19 protein-coding genes and 1 pseudogene are annotated in these 16,901 nt (G+C 53.5%); 13 read left to right on the forward strand and 7 right to left on the reverse strand.

Features of this window, described 5'->3' with window-relative positions; all coding sequences use genetic code 11:
• Positions 1 to 22 precede the first annotated feature (22 nt).
• The 3 genes and pseudogenes from G006_RS0102705 to G006_RS29470 all read left to right on the forward strand — a co-directional run.
• Positions 23 to 484: a c-type cytochrome gene (locus G006_RS0102705; RefSeq protein WP_020481620.1), complete on the forward strand. Its 462-nt coding sequence runs from the start codon at positions 23 to 25 to the stop codon at positions 482 to 484.
• Between the two features lie 326 nt (positions 485 to 810).
• On the forward strand, positions 811 to 1,659 hold the full coding sequence (locus G006_RS0102710; RefSeq protein WP_020481621.1) for an EAL domain-containing protein: 849 nt from the start codon (positions 811 to 813) through the stop codon (positions 1,657 to 1,659).
• 125 nt (positions 1,660 to 1,784) lie between these two features.
• Positions 1,785 to 2,078 (forward strand): annotated as a pseudogene (locus G006_RS29470) (hypothetical protein); the annotation flags it as partial.
• A gap of 306 nt (positions 2,079 to 2,384) precedes the next feature.
• Here G006_RS29470 and G006_RS28580 read toward each other — a convergent pair.
• Together G006_RS28580 and G006_RS29475 are read right to left on the reverse strand one after the other, a co-directional pair.
• Positions 2,385 to 2,543 (reverse strand): hypothetical protein, encoded by a 159-nt coding sequence (locus G006_RS28580; protein ID WP_160167653.1) that lies wholly within the window; start codon positions 2,541 to 2,543, stop codon positions 2,385 to 2,387.
• A gap of 539 nt (positions 2,544 to 3,082) precedes the next feature.
• Complete coding sequence (locus G006_RS29475; protein WP_442785766.1) at positions 3,083 to 3,208, reverse strand: hypothetical protein; 126 nt, start codon at positions 3,206 to 3,208, stop codon at positions 3,083 to 3,085.
• 22 nt (positions 3,209 to 3,230) lie between these two features.
• Here G006_RS29475 and G006_RS29480 point away from each other — a divergent pair, with 22 nt between their 5' ends.
• A complete protein-coding gene (locus tag G006_RS29480; RefSeq protein ID WP_442785760.1) occupies positions 3,231 to 3,377 on the forward strand; it encodes a hypothetical protein in 147 nt (48 codons plus the stop codon).
• A gap of 430 nt (positions 3,378 to 3,807) precedes the next feature.
• Here G006_RS29480 and G006_RS0102725 read toward each other — a convergent pair whose 3' ends face one another.
• The gene (locus G006_RS0102725) at positions 3,808 to 4,686 is read right to left on the reverse strand and encodes an AraC family transcriptional regulator (protein ID WP_020481624.1); all 879 of its coding nucleotides are present in this window, start codon (positions 4,684 to 4,686) and stop codon (positions 3,808 to 3,810) included.
• Between the two features lie 289 nt (positions 4,687 to 4,975).
• Between G006_RS0102725 and G006_RS28735 the strand changes: the two genes are divergently transcribed.
• Genes G006_RS28735 through G006_RS0102735 form a run of 3 tightly spaced genes read left to right on the forward strand, consistent with a single transcriptional unit; the run spans position 4,976 to position 6,198 of the window.
• On the forward strand, positions 4,976 to 5,233 hold the full coding sequence (locus tag G006_RS28735) for a hypothetical protein (protein WP_200860419.1): 258 nt from the start codon (positions 4,976 to 4,978) through the stop codon (positions 5,231 to 5,233).
• A 45-nt stretch (positions 5,234 to 5,278) separates the two neighbouring features.
• Positions 5,279 to 5,464 carry a hypothetical protein gene (locus G006_RS28740; RefSeq protein ID WP_020481626.1) on the forward strand — a complete coding sequence of 62 codons (186 nt, stop codon included), beginning with the start codon at positions 5,279 to 5,281 and terminating at the stop codon, positions 5,462 to 5,464.
• The gene (locus G006_RS0102735; RefSeq protein ID WP_020481627.1) at positions 5,461 to 6,198 is read left to right on the forward strand and encodes a class I SAM-dependent methyltransferase; all 738 of its coding nucleotides are present in this window, start codon (positions 5,461 to 5,463) and stop codon (positions 6,196 to 6,198) included. The genes G006_RS28740 and G006_RS0102735 overlap by 4 nt, the downstream gene beginning before the upstream one ends.
• On the opposite strand, the gene G006_RS24745 is transcribed toward G006_RS0102735, so the two are convergent.
• Positions 6,166 to 6,993: a methyltransferase gene (locus G006_RS24745; RefSeq protein ID WP_235048814.1), complete on the reverse strand. Its 828-nt coding sequence runs from the start codon at positions 6,991 to 6,993 to the stop codon at positions 6,166 to 6,168. The genes G006_RS0102735 and G006_RS24745 overlap by 33 nt on opposite strands.
• A 382-nt stretch (positions 6,994 to 7,375) precedes the next feature.
• Here G006_RS24745 and G006_RS0102745 point away from each other — a divergent pair, with 382 nt between their 5' ends.
• From G006_RS0102745 to G006_RS0102770, 6 genes are read left to right on the forward strand one after another with little or no spacing between them, the layout of a single operon-like run.
• Complete coding sequence (locus G006_RS0102745) at positions 7,376 to 7,942, forward strand: TetR/AcrR family transcriptional regulator (protein WP_020481629.1); 567 nt, start codon at positions 7,376 to 7,378, stop codon at positions 7,940 to 7,942.
• The gene (hlyD, locus tag G006_RS24750) at positions 7,939 to 8,946 is read left to right on the forward strand and encodes a secretion protein HlyD (RefSeq protein ID WP_020481630.1); all 1,008 of its coding nucleotides are present in this window, start codon (positions 7,939 to 7,941) and stop codon (positions 8,944 to 8,946) included. The genes G006_RS0102745 and hlyD overlap by 4 nt, the downstream gene beginning before the upstream one ends.
• Positions 8,943 to 10,673, forward strand: a complete 1,731-nt coding sequence (locus G006_RS0102755) for an ATP-binding cassette domain-containing protein (RefSeq protein WP_020481631.1) — start codon at positions 8,943 to 8,945, stop codon at positions 10,671 to 10,673. The genes hlyD and G006_RS0102755 overlap by 4 nt, the downstream gene beginning before the upstream one ends.
• Entirely contained in the window at positions 10,670 to 11,800 is a 1,131-nt protein-coding gene (locus G006_RS0102760) for an ABC transporter permease (RefSeq protein WP_020481632.1), read from the forward strand. The genes G006_RS0102755 and G006_RS0102760 overlap by 4 nt, the downstream gene beginning before the upstream one ends.
• 2 nt (positions 11,801 to 11,802) lie before the next feature.
• Entirely contained in the window at positions 11,803 to 12,909 is a 1,107-nt protein-coding gene (locus G006_RS0102765) for an ABC transporter permease (protein ID WP_026146799.1), read from the forward strand.
• A gap of 51 nt (positions 12,910 to 12,960) precedes the next feature.
• Entirely contained in the window at positions 12,961 to 14,409 is a 1,449-nt protein-coding gene (locus tag G006_RS0102770) for an efflux transporter outer membrane subunit (protein WP_020481634.1), read from the forward strand.
• A gap of 222 nt (positions 14,410 to 14,631) precedes the next feature.
• On the opposite strand, the gene G006_RS0102775 is transcribed toward G006_RS0102770, so the two are convergent.
• The 3 genes from G006_RS0102775 to G006_RS0102790 form a co-directional block, all read right to left on the reverse strand.
• Positions 14,632 to 15,552 carry an EamA family transporter gene (locus tag G006_RS0102775; RefSeq protein ID WP_020481635.1) on the reverse strand — a complete coding sequence of 307 codons (921 nt, stop codon included), beginning with the start codon at positions 15,550 to 15,552 and terminating at the stop codon, positions 14,632 to 14,634.
• Between the two features lie 268 nt (positions 15,553 to 15,820).
• The gene (locus tag G006_RS26840) at positions 15,821 to 16,093 is read right to left on the reverse strand and encodes a hypothetical protein (protein ID WP_152428786.1); all 273 of its coding nucleotides are present in this window, start codon (positions 16,091 to 16,093) and stop codon (positions 15,821 to 15,823) included.
• Between the two features lie 97 nt (positions 16,094 to 16,190).
• Complete coding sequence (locus G006_RS0102790) at positions 16,191 to 16,898, reverse strand: 2OG-Fe(II) oxygenase (RefSeq protein WP_020481637.1); 708 nt, start codon at positions 16,896 to 16,898, stop codon at positions 16,191 to 16,193.
• Positions 16,899 to 16,901: the final 3 nt, after the last annotated feature.

Consider the following 16,901-nt stretch of genomic DNA (forward strand, 5'->3'; position numbering starts at 1 on the left):
AACACCACAAGGAGTTAACCCCATGAAATTGAAACTGGTAATCGCACTGGCGCTGGGCGCTGTCACGTCGGCGGCTGTAGCCGGCGATGTGGAAGACCAGATCCGCTTCCGTCAATCCGCGTACTCGTTCCTGGGCTGGAATACGGCGAAAATCAAAGCGCAAGCAGCCGACCATCCGGAAACCTTTAACAAGGATCAGGTGATCGCTGCCGCGAATGCGGTTGCTGCGGTCGCCAATTCCGGCCTACTCAGCCTTTACGGCCCTGGCACCGATAAAGGTACCGGCTGGAAAGCGACGCGTCTGAAACCGGAATTCTTCGAAAAACAGGACGAGGTGAAAGAAATCGAAGCGACTTTCATCAAGGAAGCCAACGAATTGCAAAAAGTGGCGGCTAACGGCGACGTAGCGGAAATCAAAGCCCAATTCGGCAAAGTTGGCGCATCTTGCAAAAGCTGCCACGATTTAATTCGGGTTCGCGAATAAATACGTCTGCCCCGAACGCCAAAAATCCATGAGGCTTTAAGGCATTTCTAGCCAGCAACTCGGCTTACCGGGACTTGTCCGAACCCTATTTGGACGAGTTCCGCATCTAAAAGTATGGACAGAAACACCAATTCGATCATGTTGAACAGCGGGTCGGATTGGGTTTGACCACTTCCCTAAAAACGGCATGCCTGGCTTAGTGCCTGCATTTCTAATCTTGGCATATTAACTTCAAATATTATCGTTTTATTTAATGAGTTAGTTTCGCTACCCTTTGCGTTTATTAGCAAACCATCAGTTACTAGGGATTTACTGGACAGATACTCATGCCTTTACAACAATTAGTCGAATATTTTAACGATAGACTGGAGCAGGAACACAATAATGGCTTACGGCCATTTGTGCTAGACAACGGCGCGGTGCACGGAGTATTCGGCCCGATCTGCATAGGCAGCAACTTATCGCCTCTGCGCCAGACTTTGCGCACAGCAAATGTTATCGGTCACATCGCGCAACTGAACGTATCCACTATCAACAAACAGACCATTGGAAGCAGTGAGCTGGAACAATACCTGGCCCTGCCCCAGACCGAACAGGCCGATGTCGAGTCCATCATAAACTTCGACCGGATGTCGCGAGCAGTGCATATGCTGAACTATTTGCCGCAAGCACATCTCGACGAATTATTGTTTCTGGAAGTCGACCCGCGGCATATTCTCGGTGTCAAAGAAGATCATGGCGCTTATTTTGAAGAGGTGATCGTGGCTTGCGGCCTGCAAACCGCCAATGTCGCCATCACATTGACTGCAAACAACGCTTATGCCGGTTTTTACCAATTGCTGCTAAAAGGCCTGAACAACTATCAACGCCGCGGCTACCAATTGGCGTTGAAGTTTGATTATCACTCGCTGGAAAAATCGGCCTTCGAACTCATCACCCGTGCGGCACCCAACTTCGTCGGCATCTCGGCGCTAGAATTGGACCGTATCCGCGACAATAAACTTCTGGAAAAACTCCAACAGTTAAGCAGTTTGGCAAGATCCATAGCCAGCCAAAGCTTCATGCTGCAGATCGACGATAAACGCACAGCGGCATTGGCTCGCAATACCGGCTTCGAGTTGGTACAGGGGGACTATTTCGAACAAAGCGTCCAGTTATCTGCGGCCAACGGCTAATGAAATAGTTTAATCATGCCGGACACTTCACAGGACACTCTTTATACCGTCTTTTGAGGTGAATATGAGCGAGAGCAACCAACACAAACGTCCCGAATATAATTTGTAATTAGTGTTATGGTTCACGCCGCTTGTCGAATGAGTTGAAAAAGCAAGGATTTGCTGTTGGGCGATATAAAACGCGTCAGGTGATGCTGCAACTCAAGCTGAAAGTGCGCTATCCCAAACGCTATCAATCGACAACGGATAGCAATCACTCGGGGAGTCGCTATTTTTGCCGAAAGATTTTTTCGAGCTTCCCAGCAGGAAAAAATCGGCAAAAACTACGCGACCGCTTATGCCTGCGGCGCCCCGATTCGTCCGCGTCACCTCGTTCCGACCCAACAAGGGGTCGAAACTTAGGCTCTCGCATGACTTAACGCCGTGTCGCGATGCCTTGCAGGTTTTCTCCGCTTCGCTGCGAAAACCCGCCCGGCGCTACGGCTATCGGGGACTAAAAATCTTCACTTCGCTAACGCTCCGTTTCCAAGATTTTCAGCGAATGAGGCCATTTTTCCCAATCATCCAGATCGGTAACTTAACGTCGTAAAACCCAATCAAGTTTAGGCGACCGGCATCATAAGCGTCCTCAGCATTTGCCGCCTATTGTTTTAACGTAGGCTTTTCCTCTAATTTCACTTGCTTTGTTTCTAAAGCAGGATCCCTGCCAGAATCGCGCTGGTTTTTCAAAGCTTCCCAAGCGACAATAGCCAATGGGAATGACATAGACCACCAACGACCAATCGATACTTGTCGAAGGTTTCCATCAACAGTGCTTCTATAAACCAGGTTCTGACCTTTGCCATGGCAAACAAACGCAGTCCTGAGTAATCATCAAAAGCCATATGCTGTCCAGGTAGCAAAGCTTTAGCGGTACGGGGGTCGAATTGCATTTTGGCATAGGCTTTTTGAAGCGAATGATGGCGCGCGGCTAACCGGAAAAAACCCAGTCTAAAAGGTGAACTACAGGTAAGTTTTGATAAGTGTCGATAATGTTATGCTCAACAGAAAACAAACAAATACTACTTAGGCGTAATCTACTGACAAATGAGTAACCAAAAAACACAAGGCACGAAGCAAGACGAGAAAATTCAACACACGCCGATGATTCAGAAGTGTATTACCCATGAAATATAAGGATTTTTTTATATTTTACTTAATTTACTATACTAAAACCTATACTGTCACTAATGAAACGCCTCATCGTCTCAATTCCTTGGCTTTTAGGTGCCAGATCTTCACAACACACTCTTTTTTATCGAACACCTTAACAAGTTTGCATGCTGCCCCAACAAACCCACACGACGCGGATCATGTGCGGCCGATCGCCAATACCGGACACATAATCGAAAAAAACCAAGTCGCTTATATCGGCCTGGACTCGTTATCGGATGGCATAGTGGGCAGTACGATTGGCTCGATTCTGTTGGCCGATTTGGCTGCTGTCGCCGATAATAAGGCGCTTCGGATCGACCAGTGAATGTGTCGTCGACGAGGCGACTGAAGTCATCAACGATCCTTTCATTCAAGTTTTGAACAAAGGCCGCAGCACAAAATTCCGATTGTTCATCGCCACACAAAACTTTACGGATTTTGCGGCCCGTACGGGTTCCCAGGATAAGGCCCGCCAGTGCTGGGTAACGTCAATAACCGATCGCCCTGCGCATCATAGACAGTGACATCTCTGACAATCTGCCCAAAACCCCGCTCAAACACATCATGCGCACTCAGGGCGTCGCCACCAGTTCGCCCAATCCCAAGATCCTGCCAAAGCGGACGTGATTAGCCTCCAAACCGTCCGGGCGAGGGCTGTCGCCAAATCAACAATGGATAGGATTGGATCAGTCTAGTCGACTCAAAAAGGTCGTGTTGTCGAAACTATCGGGCTCTATATACAAAAAACAAGGTCAACAATCCGGTATCGGAAATGTTCGATTAAAACCGATACCCTCTACCTGTTTGCATACCCAGCGGCATAGCCGTGGAACACCTAAGTATGTCACTTGTGCGCCATCGGCCGTGCAGGCATACAAATGACAGGTTTTTGGTCGTATTTGAATCGAACCGGGGCCGAACCCTTATGTCCTCCCTTGGCCACGATGTAAAAATTCAAATTTCTTTTAAAGGCAAATATATATCAGTGATCAACTCCTGTTCGGACACATCTGGGAAGAGGTTCAGATAGTGAAAAAAACAAGGAAACTCCCGTAATTCTTCATTGCTTTCTGGCAACCATGTCCCATATAAAAAACGTATCTTGTCGTCCATTGCTTCATGCGGGCCTAGATGGCGAATTACAGCGCAACGCCCTCCTGGGATGATTTTAGTCAGGATACCTTGCGGATTCGCCGGCACGTCAGTTTCGACTGAGCCGCAGAGGTCAAATCTGAATTTTTCAGGGGGCGTGATTTTGGGGTCGTCGTAGGCGAGTCCGTATGTATTGCTGGTTTTCACCGGGGACAATTGGCTGGCCTTGCGCCATTCGATAAAGACCCCGACCGAATCGTTCAATGTCTCAACCGCCCCACGGTGCTCTAATACGGCGACTTTGGTTTCTTTAAATTTCACTATGTTTACTTGCATGTTGGTTTTTCCTCTGGGTATGGGTAGCCGATATTTTTCATGCCAGGACTTCCATTGCGGTTTTTTTCTGAATTGTGAGGGTGTCTGGCCAAAGAGTTTTTTAAATGCACGGGCAAACGATTCCGGATTTTCGAATTTGGCATCAAATGCGATATCGATAATCCGCAGATTTTGGCTAAATGCCAACTGGTACGATGCTCGTTTTAAACGTATCAACTGGATAAATCTGAAGACATTAATCCCCGTATACTCAGAAAATTGCCGATGGAAGTGATATTTCGAAAATAAGGCAATCCGGCTTAATCTTTCTACAGATAAATCTTCATCAAGATTGTCCCGGATGTAGTCACATACTCGGTCCATTCTGTCTTTATAAGAACATCTCTGCATAGCTAGGTCAGTCATTGTTCCAGTAATCTCTAATATCTTCTAGGCGGTGATTATTCTGTCATGCTCCAGAATGGGTATCCTGATCATAATTGCTATCCTAAAAACCAATATTTTTCCTATTGTCGCTAGCCAGATAAATGATGCGGACTAACGCACCTGCTAGTAGTGCTTACGCTGGTATCAGTGCAACCATAATGTCTTAAGCGTACAAGTTGATTGCATTTTTGCACCGGAATACGAACCGGTAGGCACACGCGGCAATTCCCATTAAAATGCGTATCCGCCCTCTTCACATTGAATCGAAATGCCGTTAAAACCCGTGCTCTGTGCCATGGCTATTGCGTTGACCATCGGCACATTGCTGACCTATATACCTGCTATCGTTAAAGGCGCCGTTCAGCCGCATCTGTTCTCCTGGGTGATTTGTGGCTGCACCATCTTCGTGGCATTCCCTGCCTATCGGCGGCAGGGCGATTTGACCATTACCCATAGCGACTGGGTTTTTTTCGTGGCGGCCCTATCGGCTTTGCCGACATGGTATCTAACCGCCGATGCTCTCTGAGCGGTAGTCTACGCGCTGGGTTTCGGGCCGACGGTGTGTAAGTCTATGCACAACCGGACAAGCGAATCGCCAGGATTTTTCGGCCTGTTTGCGCTACGCAACCTATTGGCGATCCTGGCGTTGGAACATTATTCCTTAACCACGCTGCTTTTTCCAGCCGTGATTGCATCGGCCTGTGGGCTTGTCATGGCACAGATTGTGGCTCGGCGGCGCGGGTGGCGGCAGGCATGACCGATCAATCGAAACGCCAAGCGGCCAATGACGAGCCGTTTCCCGCCGCAACCGACCGAGCCAACGACCAGCGCATTCTCGAGTCGTGGGCTAAAAATGCCACACCTTGGACGACCGCCATCCGCGAACAGCAAATCGCCAGTCGCAGACTGGCCACCGATCAAGCAATCATCGACGCTATTACCGATTTTGCACCGGGCTCGGTGCTGGATGTCGGCTGCGGTGAAGGCTGGCTGGTGCGAGCGTTAACCGTGCGCGGAATCCTGGCGTCTGGTGTCGATGCCATTCCGGCATTGATCGCACAAGCTCGCCGAGCCGGCCCGGAGGCCTATTATCTGGCGTCTTACCAAGACATTACGCATGGCCAATTCCGGTTTCAGGCCGACACGTTGGTGTGCAACTTTTCCTTATTCGGAAAATCCTCGGTCGAAACGCTGTTTGCCGCGCTCGGAACCTTGTTACCCAATAGTGGACAGCTGATCGTACAAACCTTACATCCACTGGCAGCCTGCGGCGACCAGCCTTATAGGGACGGCTGGCGTATCGGTTCATGGCAGGGATTCAATCGGGACTTTATCGACCCGCCGCCTTGGTATTTCCGAACCCTAGCCAGCTGGGTGGGTTTATTCGTCGGCAACGGCTTCGAGCTAACCGAAATCCGCGAACCTAGCAATCCCGACACCAACCAGCCGTTGTCCATTCTATTCATAGCAACCGTCAAATTGCGGACTTAGAAAATCGCTTTGCTGCAACAGCAATATCTCTCCTATTCCCCCCAATTCAACTCGCTCCTCCAAGCGCCAACCGCTATGATCGAACAATCTCCGCCATTCCCGCAAGGTCCGTTCGCGGCCTCGCGTTGCCATCAGCATTTGCATATCAAAACTGGCACCCGCCAAATCGGTTCCGCTGTCAGCCAACACTAGTTCCAGAATCACCACCCTGGCGCCGCTACCGGTACTAGCACTGGACAGATTGCGCAACAACTGAATACAGTCGGCGTCGCCCATGCCATGTAACACCGCACTAAGCAGATAAACGTCGCCGTCATCCCGTGCAGTAGGCGCAGCAGTCAACAGGTCGCCGGACTGAAATTGCAGGCGGGCCGGCAACGCCGGCTCGACATTGCCGGCCCAATATTCACCCGCCACTTCCACTACGGTGGCACGGTCGAACACCGTTGCGGTCAGGTGCGGGTGGCGTTTCAATATCGTCAACGCTTTACTGCCTTTGGAACCACCAACGTCGATGACGCGGCGAAAACGCCGCCAGTCGAAGTCGGTGGCGAAATGGTCTCCCGTCAAAGCTTCGACGCTGTCCATGGCCTGGGCGAACAGCGCATTGAAGTCGGCGTGCCGGTCCATGTAGGTATAGAACGGCTGGCCGTAAACCGATTCGAACGGCACCTGACCGGTGCGAACGCCTTGTTCCAGTTGTTCGAACCAGGGACGGCTCATTTCCGGCGAGTTATGCATCAATATCATGGTACGAACTGATTGCGGATGATCCGGACGCAGACAAGCCGACAAGCGGTTGTTTCGAAAACAGCGAGGCGAAGGTTCTTCGAAAACGCCCATGGACGCAGATTAACAATGCCAAAAACGCCCTGCCAGCGCTTTCGTTAATCGAAATGACTATGTTGATTGAATGCGGGTACAGATTTACCGGCCTTCTGTTGACACACCGTGGGCTGCCGGGGGCAACGCTTCAAATGCCTGCGTAGTATTCGAATCAACCGGCGCTAAGACGGCAATGGATTTGGCAAGTCAAGTCCAGAGTGTTTTTAAAGCCGACGGATGGTTTCATAGCTACCTTGAATCCCCCACAGAAATATCCCGGATAACACTCCATTTTTCAGTATGTGTTTTCGGCTATTGATTATACCGTCTGGACGGTATAGTTTATGACTCCATGAAACAAACTCAAAAAACCAATACCCGCGAACGCCTGCTTGATGCAGCCGAAGCCGTCGTGATAGAGCAAGGCGTCAATTCGATGACCCTGGAGGCCGTTGCCGCGAGAGCCGGTATCAGCAAAGGCGGGCTCCTTTATCATTTCCCTTCGAAAGATGCCGTCGTGCGGGGCATGGTTACGCGCATCGCATCCATCGTCCAGGAAAGGTTCGCGGCGGATTTAGCCAACGAGCCTCCTGGACAAGGGCGACACACCAGGGCGTTGTTGCATATGCTGTTGGATACCGAGGGTTCCCTGGCTCCCCGGCTGCAAGGTGTGGCCGGCCCGTTATTGGGCGCGGCATCCAGCAATCCGAAAATGTTGGAGCCGATACAGAATTTTTTTCAGGGTGTGCATCAAGGCATGCTGGACGACGGCTTTCCGGCGGATCGAAGTTGGCTGGTGCTTGCCGCCCTGGACGGACTCAAATATTGGAAAATTTTCGGCATCCTGCATCCCTCGGAGCAGGATTTGGCGGGGCTTCGACTGTTGCTAACACAGATCATTGATGAGGCATCATTGTGAAAAAGACCATCTCCTTTATCATCGTTTTGCTAATTATTGCGGGAAGTGCAAGCTGGGTTTATCGCACGTACCGCGGCGAAAATAAGACCACGCTGACCCTTTACGGCAACGTGGATATACGCGAAGTCACCCTCGGTTTTCGTGTTCCCGGCAAGCTGAGTAAACTGCTTTATGACGAAGGCGACAAGGTCAAAGCCGGCGAGGTGATGGCCAGGCTGGACGACGAGCCTTATCGCAATCAGCTCACCGGAGCCCAGGCTCAGGTTGATTCGTTGCGGGCGCGCCTGAAGTTGCGGGAAACCGGCAATCGTCCGCAAGAAATAGCACAAGCCCGGTCGCTGGTCCGCGAGCGCGAAGCCGCTGCCGTCAACGCCGAACGCTTATTCAATCGGGCCGAAGAATTATTGGCCGACAAAGGCGTCTCGATTCAGGAGCGCGACAATGCCGAGGCCAACCACCAAGAAGCCCAGGCAAGACTCAAATCCGCGCGCGATAATCTGGCGCTCCTAGAAGCCGGGTTTCGCAGCGAGGATATTTCCCAAGCCAAAGCCGATCTTGCGCAAACCGAAGCCGCACTGGCCACTGCCAGTTTGCAGTTGCGAGATACGGTGTTAACCGCGCCGGTCGATGGCGTCATTCTCACCCGGGCACAAGAGGCAGGCGCCATCTTGCAATCAGGCACGCCGGTATTCACGCTTTCCCTGGTGACTCCGGTTTGGGTGCGCGCCTATGTCCATGAACCCGACCTGGGCCGCATCCATCCGGGCATGAAGGTTGAAATCCGCACCGATTCCGTTGGCGGGAAACCTTATAGGGGTCAGATTGGCTATATTTCCCCGCGTGCCGAATTTACCCCAAAGACCGTAGAAACCGCGGAACTACGCACTACGCTCGTCTACCGGTTACGGATTGTCGTTGATAATCCCGATGACGGGTTGCGTCAGGGTATGCCGGTCACCGTCAACTTAGACGAAAGCACGCTGAGCACCTCCGCCCCGTCATGAGCGATGGCCTGGTCATACTCGACTCAGTACGGAAAACATTTCCGCACTCGGTCAAGCCTGCATTAGCAGGCGTCTCGGCTGTGTTAAAGCCGGGGCAGATTACCGGTTTGGTAGGGCCGGACGGGGCCGGCAAGACCACGCTCATCCGGCTGATGGCCGGATTGCTGGCACCGACTTCCGGCAGCCTTTCCGTAGACCGTTGCGACCCGATTCGCGACGCGGATAAGCTGCGCGCCTTCATCGGCTACATGCCGCAAAAATTCGGCCTCTATGAAGATTTGTCGGTGATCGAAAATCTCGAGCTCCACGCCGATCTGCGTGATTTGATGGGCGATGAGCGCGTCGCCACCTTCAAGCGCCTACTGGCATTTACCGATCTTGCCCGGTTCACCAGCCGATTGGCCGGAAAACTGTCCGGCGGCATGAAACAGAAACTCGGGCTGGCCTGTGCGTTGTTGGGCCGCCCCAGGTTGCTGCTGCTGGACGAGCCGAGCGTGGGCGTCGATCCTATTTCGCGCCGCGAATTGTGGAAGATGGTCCATGAACTGATTTCCCAGGGCATGACGGTTGTGTGGAGCACGGCGTATCTGGACGAAGCCGAATTATGCGCGGAAGTGCTATTGATGAATGACGGACAATTGATCTTCTCCGGCAAGCCGGCAGATCTCACTCAGCGTATTCATGATCGCAGCCTGCAAATCAGGCAGATAACCGGCAACCGCCGGCAATTGCTCGCTAGAGCGTTGCGCCAGCCCGAAGTCTCGGATGGGGTCATTCAAGGTCACGCCGTTCGACTAGTGCTCCGCGAAGGTGCAGACCGTCCCAACCTCAAGGAACTCGATGCCGGCGACGAGGCGGAACTCGTGCCTGTCGCGCCCCGCTTCGAAGATGCGTTTATTGAAGCTCTCGGGGGCGGCCCGGGCGGCGATTCGGTTCTGGCGCAACGTTTGCAGCCGGTGCCAGGAGATGATGAAACCGTGGTCGAAGCGGTGGCGTTAACCAAGCGCTTCGGCGACTTCACCGCGACCGACCAGGTGAACTTCAGGGTCAAACGCGGGGAAATCTTCGGCCTGCTCGGGCCTAACGGCGCCGGCAAATCGACGACGTTCCGCATGATGTGCGGACTGCTGACACCTACCTCGGGTACGGCTCGCGTCATGGGCATCGATCTAAAAACCAGCGGCAGCGAAGCACGTCAATGCCTGGGTTACATGGCGCAGAAATTTTCGCTGTACAGCAATCTGACGATTGAACAGAACCTGAAGTTCTTCTCCGGCGTTTACGGTTTACGCGGCGCGAGGCAAAAAACCGCCATGGCGGACATGATCGAGGTCTTCAGGCTACAACCATACCTTGGCACGACGCCCGACACCCTGCCGCTGGGCTTCAAGCAGCGCTTAGCGTTGGCTTGCGCCGTCATGCACCAGCCGGCGATTCTGTTTCTGGACGAACCCACCTCCGGCGTTGACCCGGTGACGCGCCGCGAGTTTTGGACCCATATCAACGGCATCGTCGAAAAAGGCGTCACCGTCATGGTCACCACGCATTTCATGGATGAAGCCGAATATTGCGACCGCATCGCGTTGGTATTTCGCGGCAAAATCATCGCCGCCGGCTCTCCCGACCAGCTCAAGGAACAAACCGTGTCCCCTCGGCATCCCGATCCATCGATGGAAGACGCGTTCATTTCCCTAGTGCAACAACATGCTGCGGAGGTCTCGGCATGAAATCCCCCGTATCCTTGCGTCGTCTTCACGCCCTCTGCCGAAAAGAGACCTGGCAAATTTTGCGCGATCCCAGCAGCAATCTGATCGCCTTCGTTCTGCCGGTGGTGATGCTGTTCATTTTCGGGTATGGCATCAACCTCGACTCTACCGCCGTGAATATCGGTTTGGTGCTTGAAGATACCAGCCCGGAGGCCAGACATTTTGCGGACAGTCTTTACGGTTCACCCTACTTTGTCGTTCATAGCGCCGAGACGCAGGCCGAGGTCGGGCAGGCGCTGACCGAAGGCCGGGTACGGGGCTTTGTGGTGGTACCGGTGGATTTTGCCGAAAAACTTAAACAACCGGCCGGCACCGCGCCGCTGTTGGTGGTGACGGACGGCTCGGAACCCAACACCGCCAACTTCGTGCAAAATTATGTGACCGCTGCCTGGATTGGCTGGATGCAACAACGTGCCGGCGAACGCGGCGAACTGCCGCCACCCGGCATTAGCATCGAACCGCGCTTCTGGTTTAACCCCGCCGCCGAAAGTCGCAACTTCCTGATTCCGGGATCGATTACCATCATCATGACGGTCATCGGTGCGCTGCTGACCTCACTCGTGGTGGCCCGGGAATGGGAACGCGGCACGATGGAGGCGCTGCTGGCCTCGCCGGTTACCCGGACCGAATTGCTGTTAAGCAAGCTGCTGCCTTATTACGTGCTCGGGATTGTTTCGCTGTTCCTGTGCGTCGGGGTCGCGGCCTTGATGATGCACGTACCATTTCGTGGTTCGCTGCTGATTTTGTGGGGGATAGGCTCGCTGTTTCTGGCGAGCAGTCTTGGCTTGGGCTTGTTGCTCTCCACCGTGCTGCGCAACCAGTTCGTCGCCGCCCAAGCAGCCCTCAATGCGGCCTTTCTGCCCGCACTCATGCTCTCGGGTTTTCTGTTTGAAATCCGCAGCATGCCCGCCATCATTCAATACGCCACCTATTTGATACCGGCCCGCTATTTTGTGACTGCCATCCAGACACTGTTTCAAGCCGGCAATGTTGCACCGGTTTTGTTGCACAGCGGCATGTTTCTGGTGTTTGCCGGCAGCTTCTTCATTGGCTTGACGGCGCTGAAAACCCGCCGCCGTCTGGAGTAATGATGTTCTCACGCATACTGACGCTCATCATCAAGGAACTCGAGATGTTGCTGCAAGACCGGCAAAGCCGCATGGTTTTGATCGTGCCGGTCATCCTGCAACTGGCCTTGTTCCCCTTTGCGGCGACGCTGGAAGTCAGGAACAATACGCTGGCGATTTTCAACGAAGACTCCGGCCGCGAGTCCACGGAATTGATGCAACGTTTCTCGCAGGCCCAGGCCTTTAGCCAACTGCTCGCACTGTACAGCGAAGCCGAGCTGCGCTACGCCATCGACAACCAGGAGGCGCTGATCGTGATCCGTTTTCCGCCGGATTTTTCGCGCGATATCGCGGCAGGCCGTCCGCCGAAAATTCAAGCCATACTCGACGGTCGCCGCTCCAACAGCGGCCATATCGCCCTCGGCTACGTCCAACAAATCGTCAACGACTACAGCAACGAGCGGTTTAAATTGCAGCAAAAGAAAGCGCCGTCGTCCCTGGTTGTTCGTCACTGGTTCAATCCCAATCTGAACTATGTCTGGCATATATTGCCCAGCCTGATCGCCATTATCACGTCGATCAACGCGTTGATCGTCACGGCACTCTCGGTCGCGCGCGAACGCGAACAAGGCACGCTTGATCAACTGCTAATCTCGCCGCTGACGCCCGGGATGATCATGATCGGCAAAATTATTCCGGCCATTCTGGTGGCCGTGGTGCAGGGGACGATCATTTTGCTGGGCGCCATTTTTGTCTACCGCGTTCCGTTTGCGGGATCGCTGTTGCTCCTTTACGGCAGCATGATTTTTTACTGTCTGGCGTTGGCCGGATTCGGGTTGTTGATTTCATCCGTTTGCGCCACGCAGCAGCAAGCGTTTCTCGGGGTTTTCAGCTTTGTGATGCCGGCCATCCTGCTGTCCGGCTATGCCTCGCCGGTCGATAACATGCCTGTCTGGCTGCAATATCTGGACTGGATCAATCCGATACGCCATTTCATTGTCATCGTGAAGGGGCTTTTCCTCAAGGACATCGGCTTTGTCACGCTGCTGCATAGCTTGTATCCACTGCTGATCATCGCCGTCGTGACATTGAGCGCGGCAAATTACTTATTCCGCAAACGTTTAGCATAACTGTTGGCAACCCAGCCCATGCCCAATTACCACCCGTCAACGGATAGTCATATGAATACAAAAGCCGTGATCTCCGCATTATTCATCCTCCTGGCAGCTGGCTGTACCGTCGGCCCGGACTATCAACCCCCGGTTTCCAATGCACCCGCGCAATGGAGCGGCAAGCTTTCGGACAGCATTGTCGGCCAAAATGACCAGGTCGGCGAATGGTGGAAGCTGTTTCACGATGCCGAATTGGACTCCCTGATCGAGCGAGCGGTCATGGCCAATCTCGACCTACGCATCGCCGAGTCCCGCGTGCGTCAAGCCCGAGCCCAACAGGGTTTTGCCGAAGCGGACTTCTGGCCGACGCTGAATGCCTCCGGCTCCTATGCCCGGCAAAAACAAAGTGAAAATCAGCCCATCCTGGGATCATTGCCAAAATCATCCAACATCCCGTTTGAAAACGATGTGTACAAGGCCGGCTTCGATGCCACATGGGAAATCGACATCTTTGGCGGCAAACGCCGGGCAATCGAAGCTGCTACTGCCGAGTTGGCCGCGATGGAATACGGCAGACGCGACGTGCTGGTGAGTTTGCTATCCGAGGTGGCACGATATTACGCGTTAACCCGAGGCGCGCAACGGCAACTGGCCATTCTCCAAAACCAGATTAAGGCCCAGGAAGAAACGGTAAAAATCACCCGGAGCCGCGTCGATCACGGATCGGCGGCGGAATTAGAACTGCAACGCGCGCTGGCGCTACTTGCGGGCATACGATCGCAAGCGCCGATCATCGAGACCTCGGTTCAATCGTCGATTCACCGCCTGGGCGTGCTGCTTGCTCAAAATCCCGATGCCTTGAATACAGAACTGTCCGCAACGGCGGCTATTCCGGCACCGCCGCCGCAAGTCCCGGTCGGATTGCCGTCGGACCTGCTGCTTCGCCGCCCCGATATATTGCGGGCCGAACGCTTACTAGCCGCCGAAACGGCCCGTATCGGTCAGGTGAAAGCCGAACTGTTTCCCAAGTTTTCACTCACCGGATCGGTAGGCGCCACTAGCATCAGCGCCAGTGATTTTTTTCTGCCCGCTAGCCGCACCTGGTCTATCGGTCCAACCGTGCAATGGCGAATTTTCGATGCCGGCCGGGTGCTTGCCAGTATCAGCGCCCAGACAGAGGCTCAAGACCAGGCTTTGCTGAATTACCAAAAGATCGTTCTCACTGCATTTGAAGAGGTGGAGACCGCGCTGGTAAGCTACGCGAAAGAGCAGGAACACTACCGGCTGCTGGAACAGGAAGTGAGTGCCAATCAAAAGGCCGTCGAACTCGCCAACCAACGCTACGCCAAGGGATGGGCTGGTTATCTGGAGTTACTCGATGCGCAACGCGCGTTATATATGTCTCAGGATGACTGGGTACGTAGCGAACGCGCGGTCACCTTGAATCTGGTTACGCTCTATAAAGCCCTTGGCGGCGGCTGGGAAGCGAACAGTGATCAACCTATTGAAGTAAAGTAACTTATAGTCTCCGCACATCCAATTTCGGCACTAAAGTGTCGAGCGGCGAATATCGCTCAAATAAATTTCATCTCGAATAGTGTTCAAAAACGCCTGTAGCTCGCAAACCAGTACCGCAGGTTGATCATACACGATGAAATGCCCGTTATTTTCGACGACGAGCTGGCGAGCGTTCGTGGACAGATGAGCCTAGAGATGGTTTCGTCAGCCAGTTGAGGTGCATCATTCGCCCACACCTCGCACCGTCGCCGGCTTGGTCCGTGAACCGTGCGCGCTGTTCATGAATACGATCGACCCGATGATGATCGCCGATGCGCTCAGGATGCGCGGCGTCAGCGGTTCTTGCGCGAACCAGTTGCCTAAAAAAACCGCCACCAGCGGATTAACGTAGGCATAAGTCGCTACCAGCGAGATCGGCGCATTCTGCAGCAGCCAGGCGTAGGATGCGAAACCGATCATCGAACCGAACCCTATCAGATACGCCAAGGCCAGCCATGAGTCGACTGATACCTGGGCAAGGCTGAAGACACTCCATTGTTCGCTTAGAACACTGACGACCAGCAAGGCCAATCCGCCGGCCAGCATTTCCGCGCCCGTCGTCATCAGCGCCGTCTTCGGCAATTCCGCGGTCTTGCTGTAGATTGAACCAACGGCCCAAAGCAAACTGGCGAGCAAAAGCGCCGCCACACCGGCCATGTTTAACGGCATACCGTCCGAATACGCCGTCGGTCCGACCAGCAGGTAAATTCCCATGAAGCCGATGAGCAGACCGGCCAGTACGCGTAGCGTCGGCCTGACGCCGTTAGGCCTGAGCGCGTCGGCGATCACCAGAAACATAGGCACGGCGCCGATGATCAGCGCGGCGACGCCGGACGGGACGGTTTGTTCGGCCCAACAGACCAAGCCGTTGCCGCCGAGCAATAACAAGGTGCCGACAATGGCGGCCGAACGCCACTGCCGCCAGGTCGGCACGGCATCGCCGGCCAGACGCCGCCAGGCCAGCAAAATGACGCCGGAAACCACAAAACGCAACCCGGCCGACAAAAATGGCGGCAGCGTCTCGACCACAAAGCGGATCATCAAATAAGTCGATCCCCACACCAGATAAACGGCCAACAACGCCGCCCAAACTTTCGCCTTCATGCTTCGAACGCCTGAATAATTTCGGTTTTCGCTTGCGACGAATAGTTTTTGTTACCTATGATTAAGCTTAGTGCCATGGGACATCCTATCGGGTTGGAAAATCGGTAAAAGGGTTCTCAATGCGAATCAACTGAATTGCTTACGCTCCCGCAATGCCTGGCGTTGGGCCGGAACGATAAGCACATACGCCGATCAGGCGGTGAACGAACAACGTGTCGTTCGCCAGTTTCAATCGCCGCCGGAGCGCGGTGAATTTGCGTTAATTCCATTACTTGTTAATTAGGAACTTTCGATCCGGCGTCAAAACATTAACCCAGTGGCAAGTTTCAGGACGGATTTTACCTCCTCGCCGTTCCAGCGGCACCTTGCAATTATTGACGCGCTGATTGTCGGCCGCTTTGCTGCCTAACCGCTCTTTCGCAGTCAAAGCAAATCGCTTGACTGGCTTAGGTTCTTCGCCGCCAACACTTTCAGACACATGGATCAGTAACATCGTCGCCAGAGCAGCGGCTACAACAGCGGATTTAGTTGAATATCGCATGACGACTGCTCCTACGTCGAATGAAAGTCGGTATGACAATACTGATAAATTCGATATTCGAAACTCCGATTCTTGCGATTGAAGTAGATTCATGCCGTTATTTGGCATCGTGAAAGATAATGCCCAAGGCGTAGCGCTGATCGGAACGGATACGGCTGACGCCGTGACGCATATTGACGCGGTAATAACCACGACTACCCTGTAGAGGGCGGCGCTGCACGGCGAATATGCCTGCATCGCCCTGCTCTAACGGCACCACTTCCGCACGTGATTGCCTGCGTGGCCGTTGTTCAGTCAGAATGAATTCGCCGCCGGTAAAATCGGCATTGGGTTCTGAAAGCAAAATCACGACTTGCAACGGAAACGCGCAGTCGCCGTACAAATCTTGATGAAGACAGTTGTAATCGTCTTGCCGGTAGCAAAGTAGCAGCGGTGTAGGTTTACACTGTCCTAGCTGATGGCAATAGACGGCGAAGTCAGCATGGTTTGCCGGAAAATGTGGTTCCAAACCCATTGCACACTGCCAGCGATTGGCGATGTCTACCAACGGGGCGTATAGCGCGCGACGCAATTCAGCAATAACATCCGGTAGCGGATAACGGAAATACCGGTATTCGCCGCTGCCGAAACCATGTCTTGCCATGATGACGCGACTTCGGAACAGTAAATCATTGTCGTAAAGTCCCGCTAAAGACCGACAAAGTTGCGGCGACAGTAATCGGTCAATGACGGCATAACCTTGGTTATCGAGGTCTTGGCATAGGGACGGCCAGGATAGTGTTTGCAGTTTTTTGAAATCATCCATGTC

It is taken from the genome of Methylomonas sp. MK1 (assembly GCF_000365425.1).
Lineage (GTDB): Bacteria > Pseudomonadota > Gammaproteobacteria > Methylococcales > Methylomonadaceae > Methylomonas.

Excerpts from the sequence above, each read along its gene's own strand:
- G006_RS0102705 (WP_020481620.1), top strand. The coding sequence starts at position 23 with ATGAAATTGAAACTGGTAATCGCACTGGCGCTGGGCGCTGTCACGTCG.
- G006_RS29475 (WP_442785766.1), bottom strand. The coding sequence starts at position 3,208 with ATGACTTCAGTCGCCTCGTCGACGACACATTCACTGGTCGATCCGAAG.
- G006_RS0102765 (WP_026146799.1), top strand. The coding sequence starts at position 11,803 with ATGTTCTCACGCATACTGACGCTCATCATCAAGGAACTCGAGATGTTG.
- G006_RS28735 (WP_200860419.1), top strand. The coding sequence starts at position 4,976 with ATGCCGTTAAAACCCGTGCTCTGTGCCATGGCTATTGCGTTGACCATC.
- G006_RS28740 (WP_020481626.1), top strand. The coding sequence starts at position 5,279 with ATGCACAACCGGACAAGCGAATCGCCAGGATTTTTCGGCCTGTTTGCG.
- G006_RS0102775 (WP_020481635.1), bottom strand. The coding sequence starts at position 15,552 with ATGAAGGCGAAAGTTTGGGCGGCGTTGTTGGCCGTTTATCTGGTGTGG.
- G006_RS0102755 (WP_020481631.1), top strand. The coding sequence starts at position 8,943 with ATGAGCGATGGCCTGGTCATACTCGACTCAGTACGGAAAACATTTCCG.
- G006_RS0102760 (WP_020481632.1), top strand. The coding sequence starts at position 10,670 with ATGAAATCCCCCGTATCCTTGCGTCGTCTTCACGCCCTCTGCCGAAAA.
- G006_RS0102745 (WP_020481629.1), top strand. The coding sequence starts at position 7,376 with ATGAAACAAACTCAAAAAACCAATACCCGCGAACGCCTGCTTGATGCA.
- G006_RS0102770 (WP_020481634.1), top strand. The coding sequence starts at position 12,961 with ATGAATACAAAAGCCGTGATCTCCGCATTATTCATCCTCCTGGCAGCT.
- G006_RS26840 (WP_152428786.1), bottom strand. The coding sequence starts at position 16,093 with ATGCGATATTCAACTAAATCCGCTGTTGTAGCCGCTGCTCTGGCGACG.
- G006_RS0102710 (WP_020481621.1), top strand. The coding sequence starts at position 811 with ATGCCTTTACAACAATTAGTCGAATATTTTAACGATAGACTGGAGCAG.
- G006_RS0102790 (WP_020481637.1), bottom strand. The coding sequence starts at position 16,898 with ATGGATGATTTCAAAAAACTGCAAACACTATCCTGGCCGTCCCTATGC.
- G006_RS0102725 (WP_020481624.1), bottom strand. The coding sequence starts at position 4,686 with ATGACTGACCTAGCTATGCAGAGATGTTCTTATAAAGACAGAATGGAC.
- G006_RS0102735 (WP_020481627.1), top strand. The coding sequence starts at position 5,461 with ATGACCGATCAATCGAAACGCCAAGCGGCCAATGACGAGCCGTTTCCC.
- G006_RS28580 (WP_160167653.1), bottom strand. The coding sequence starts at position 2,543 with ATGGCTTTTGATGATTACTCAGGACTGCGTTTGTTTGCCATGGCAAAG.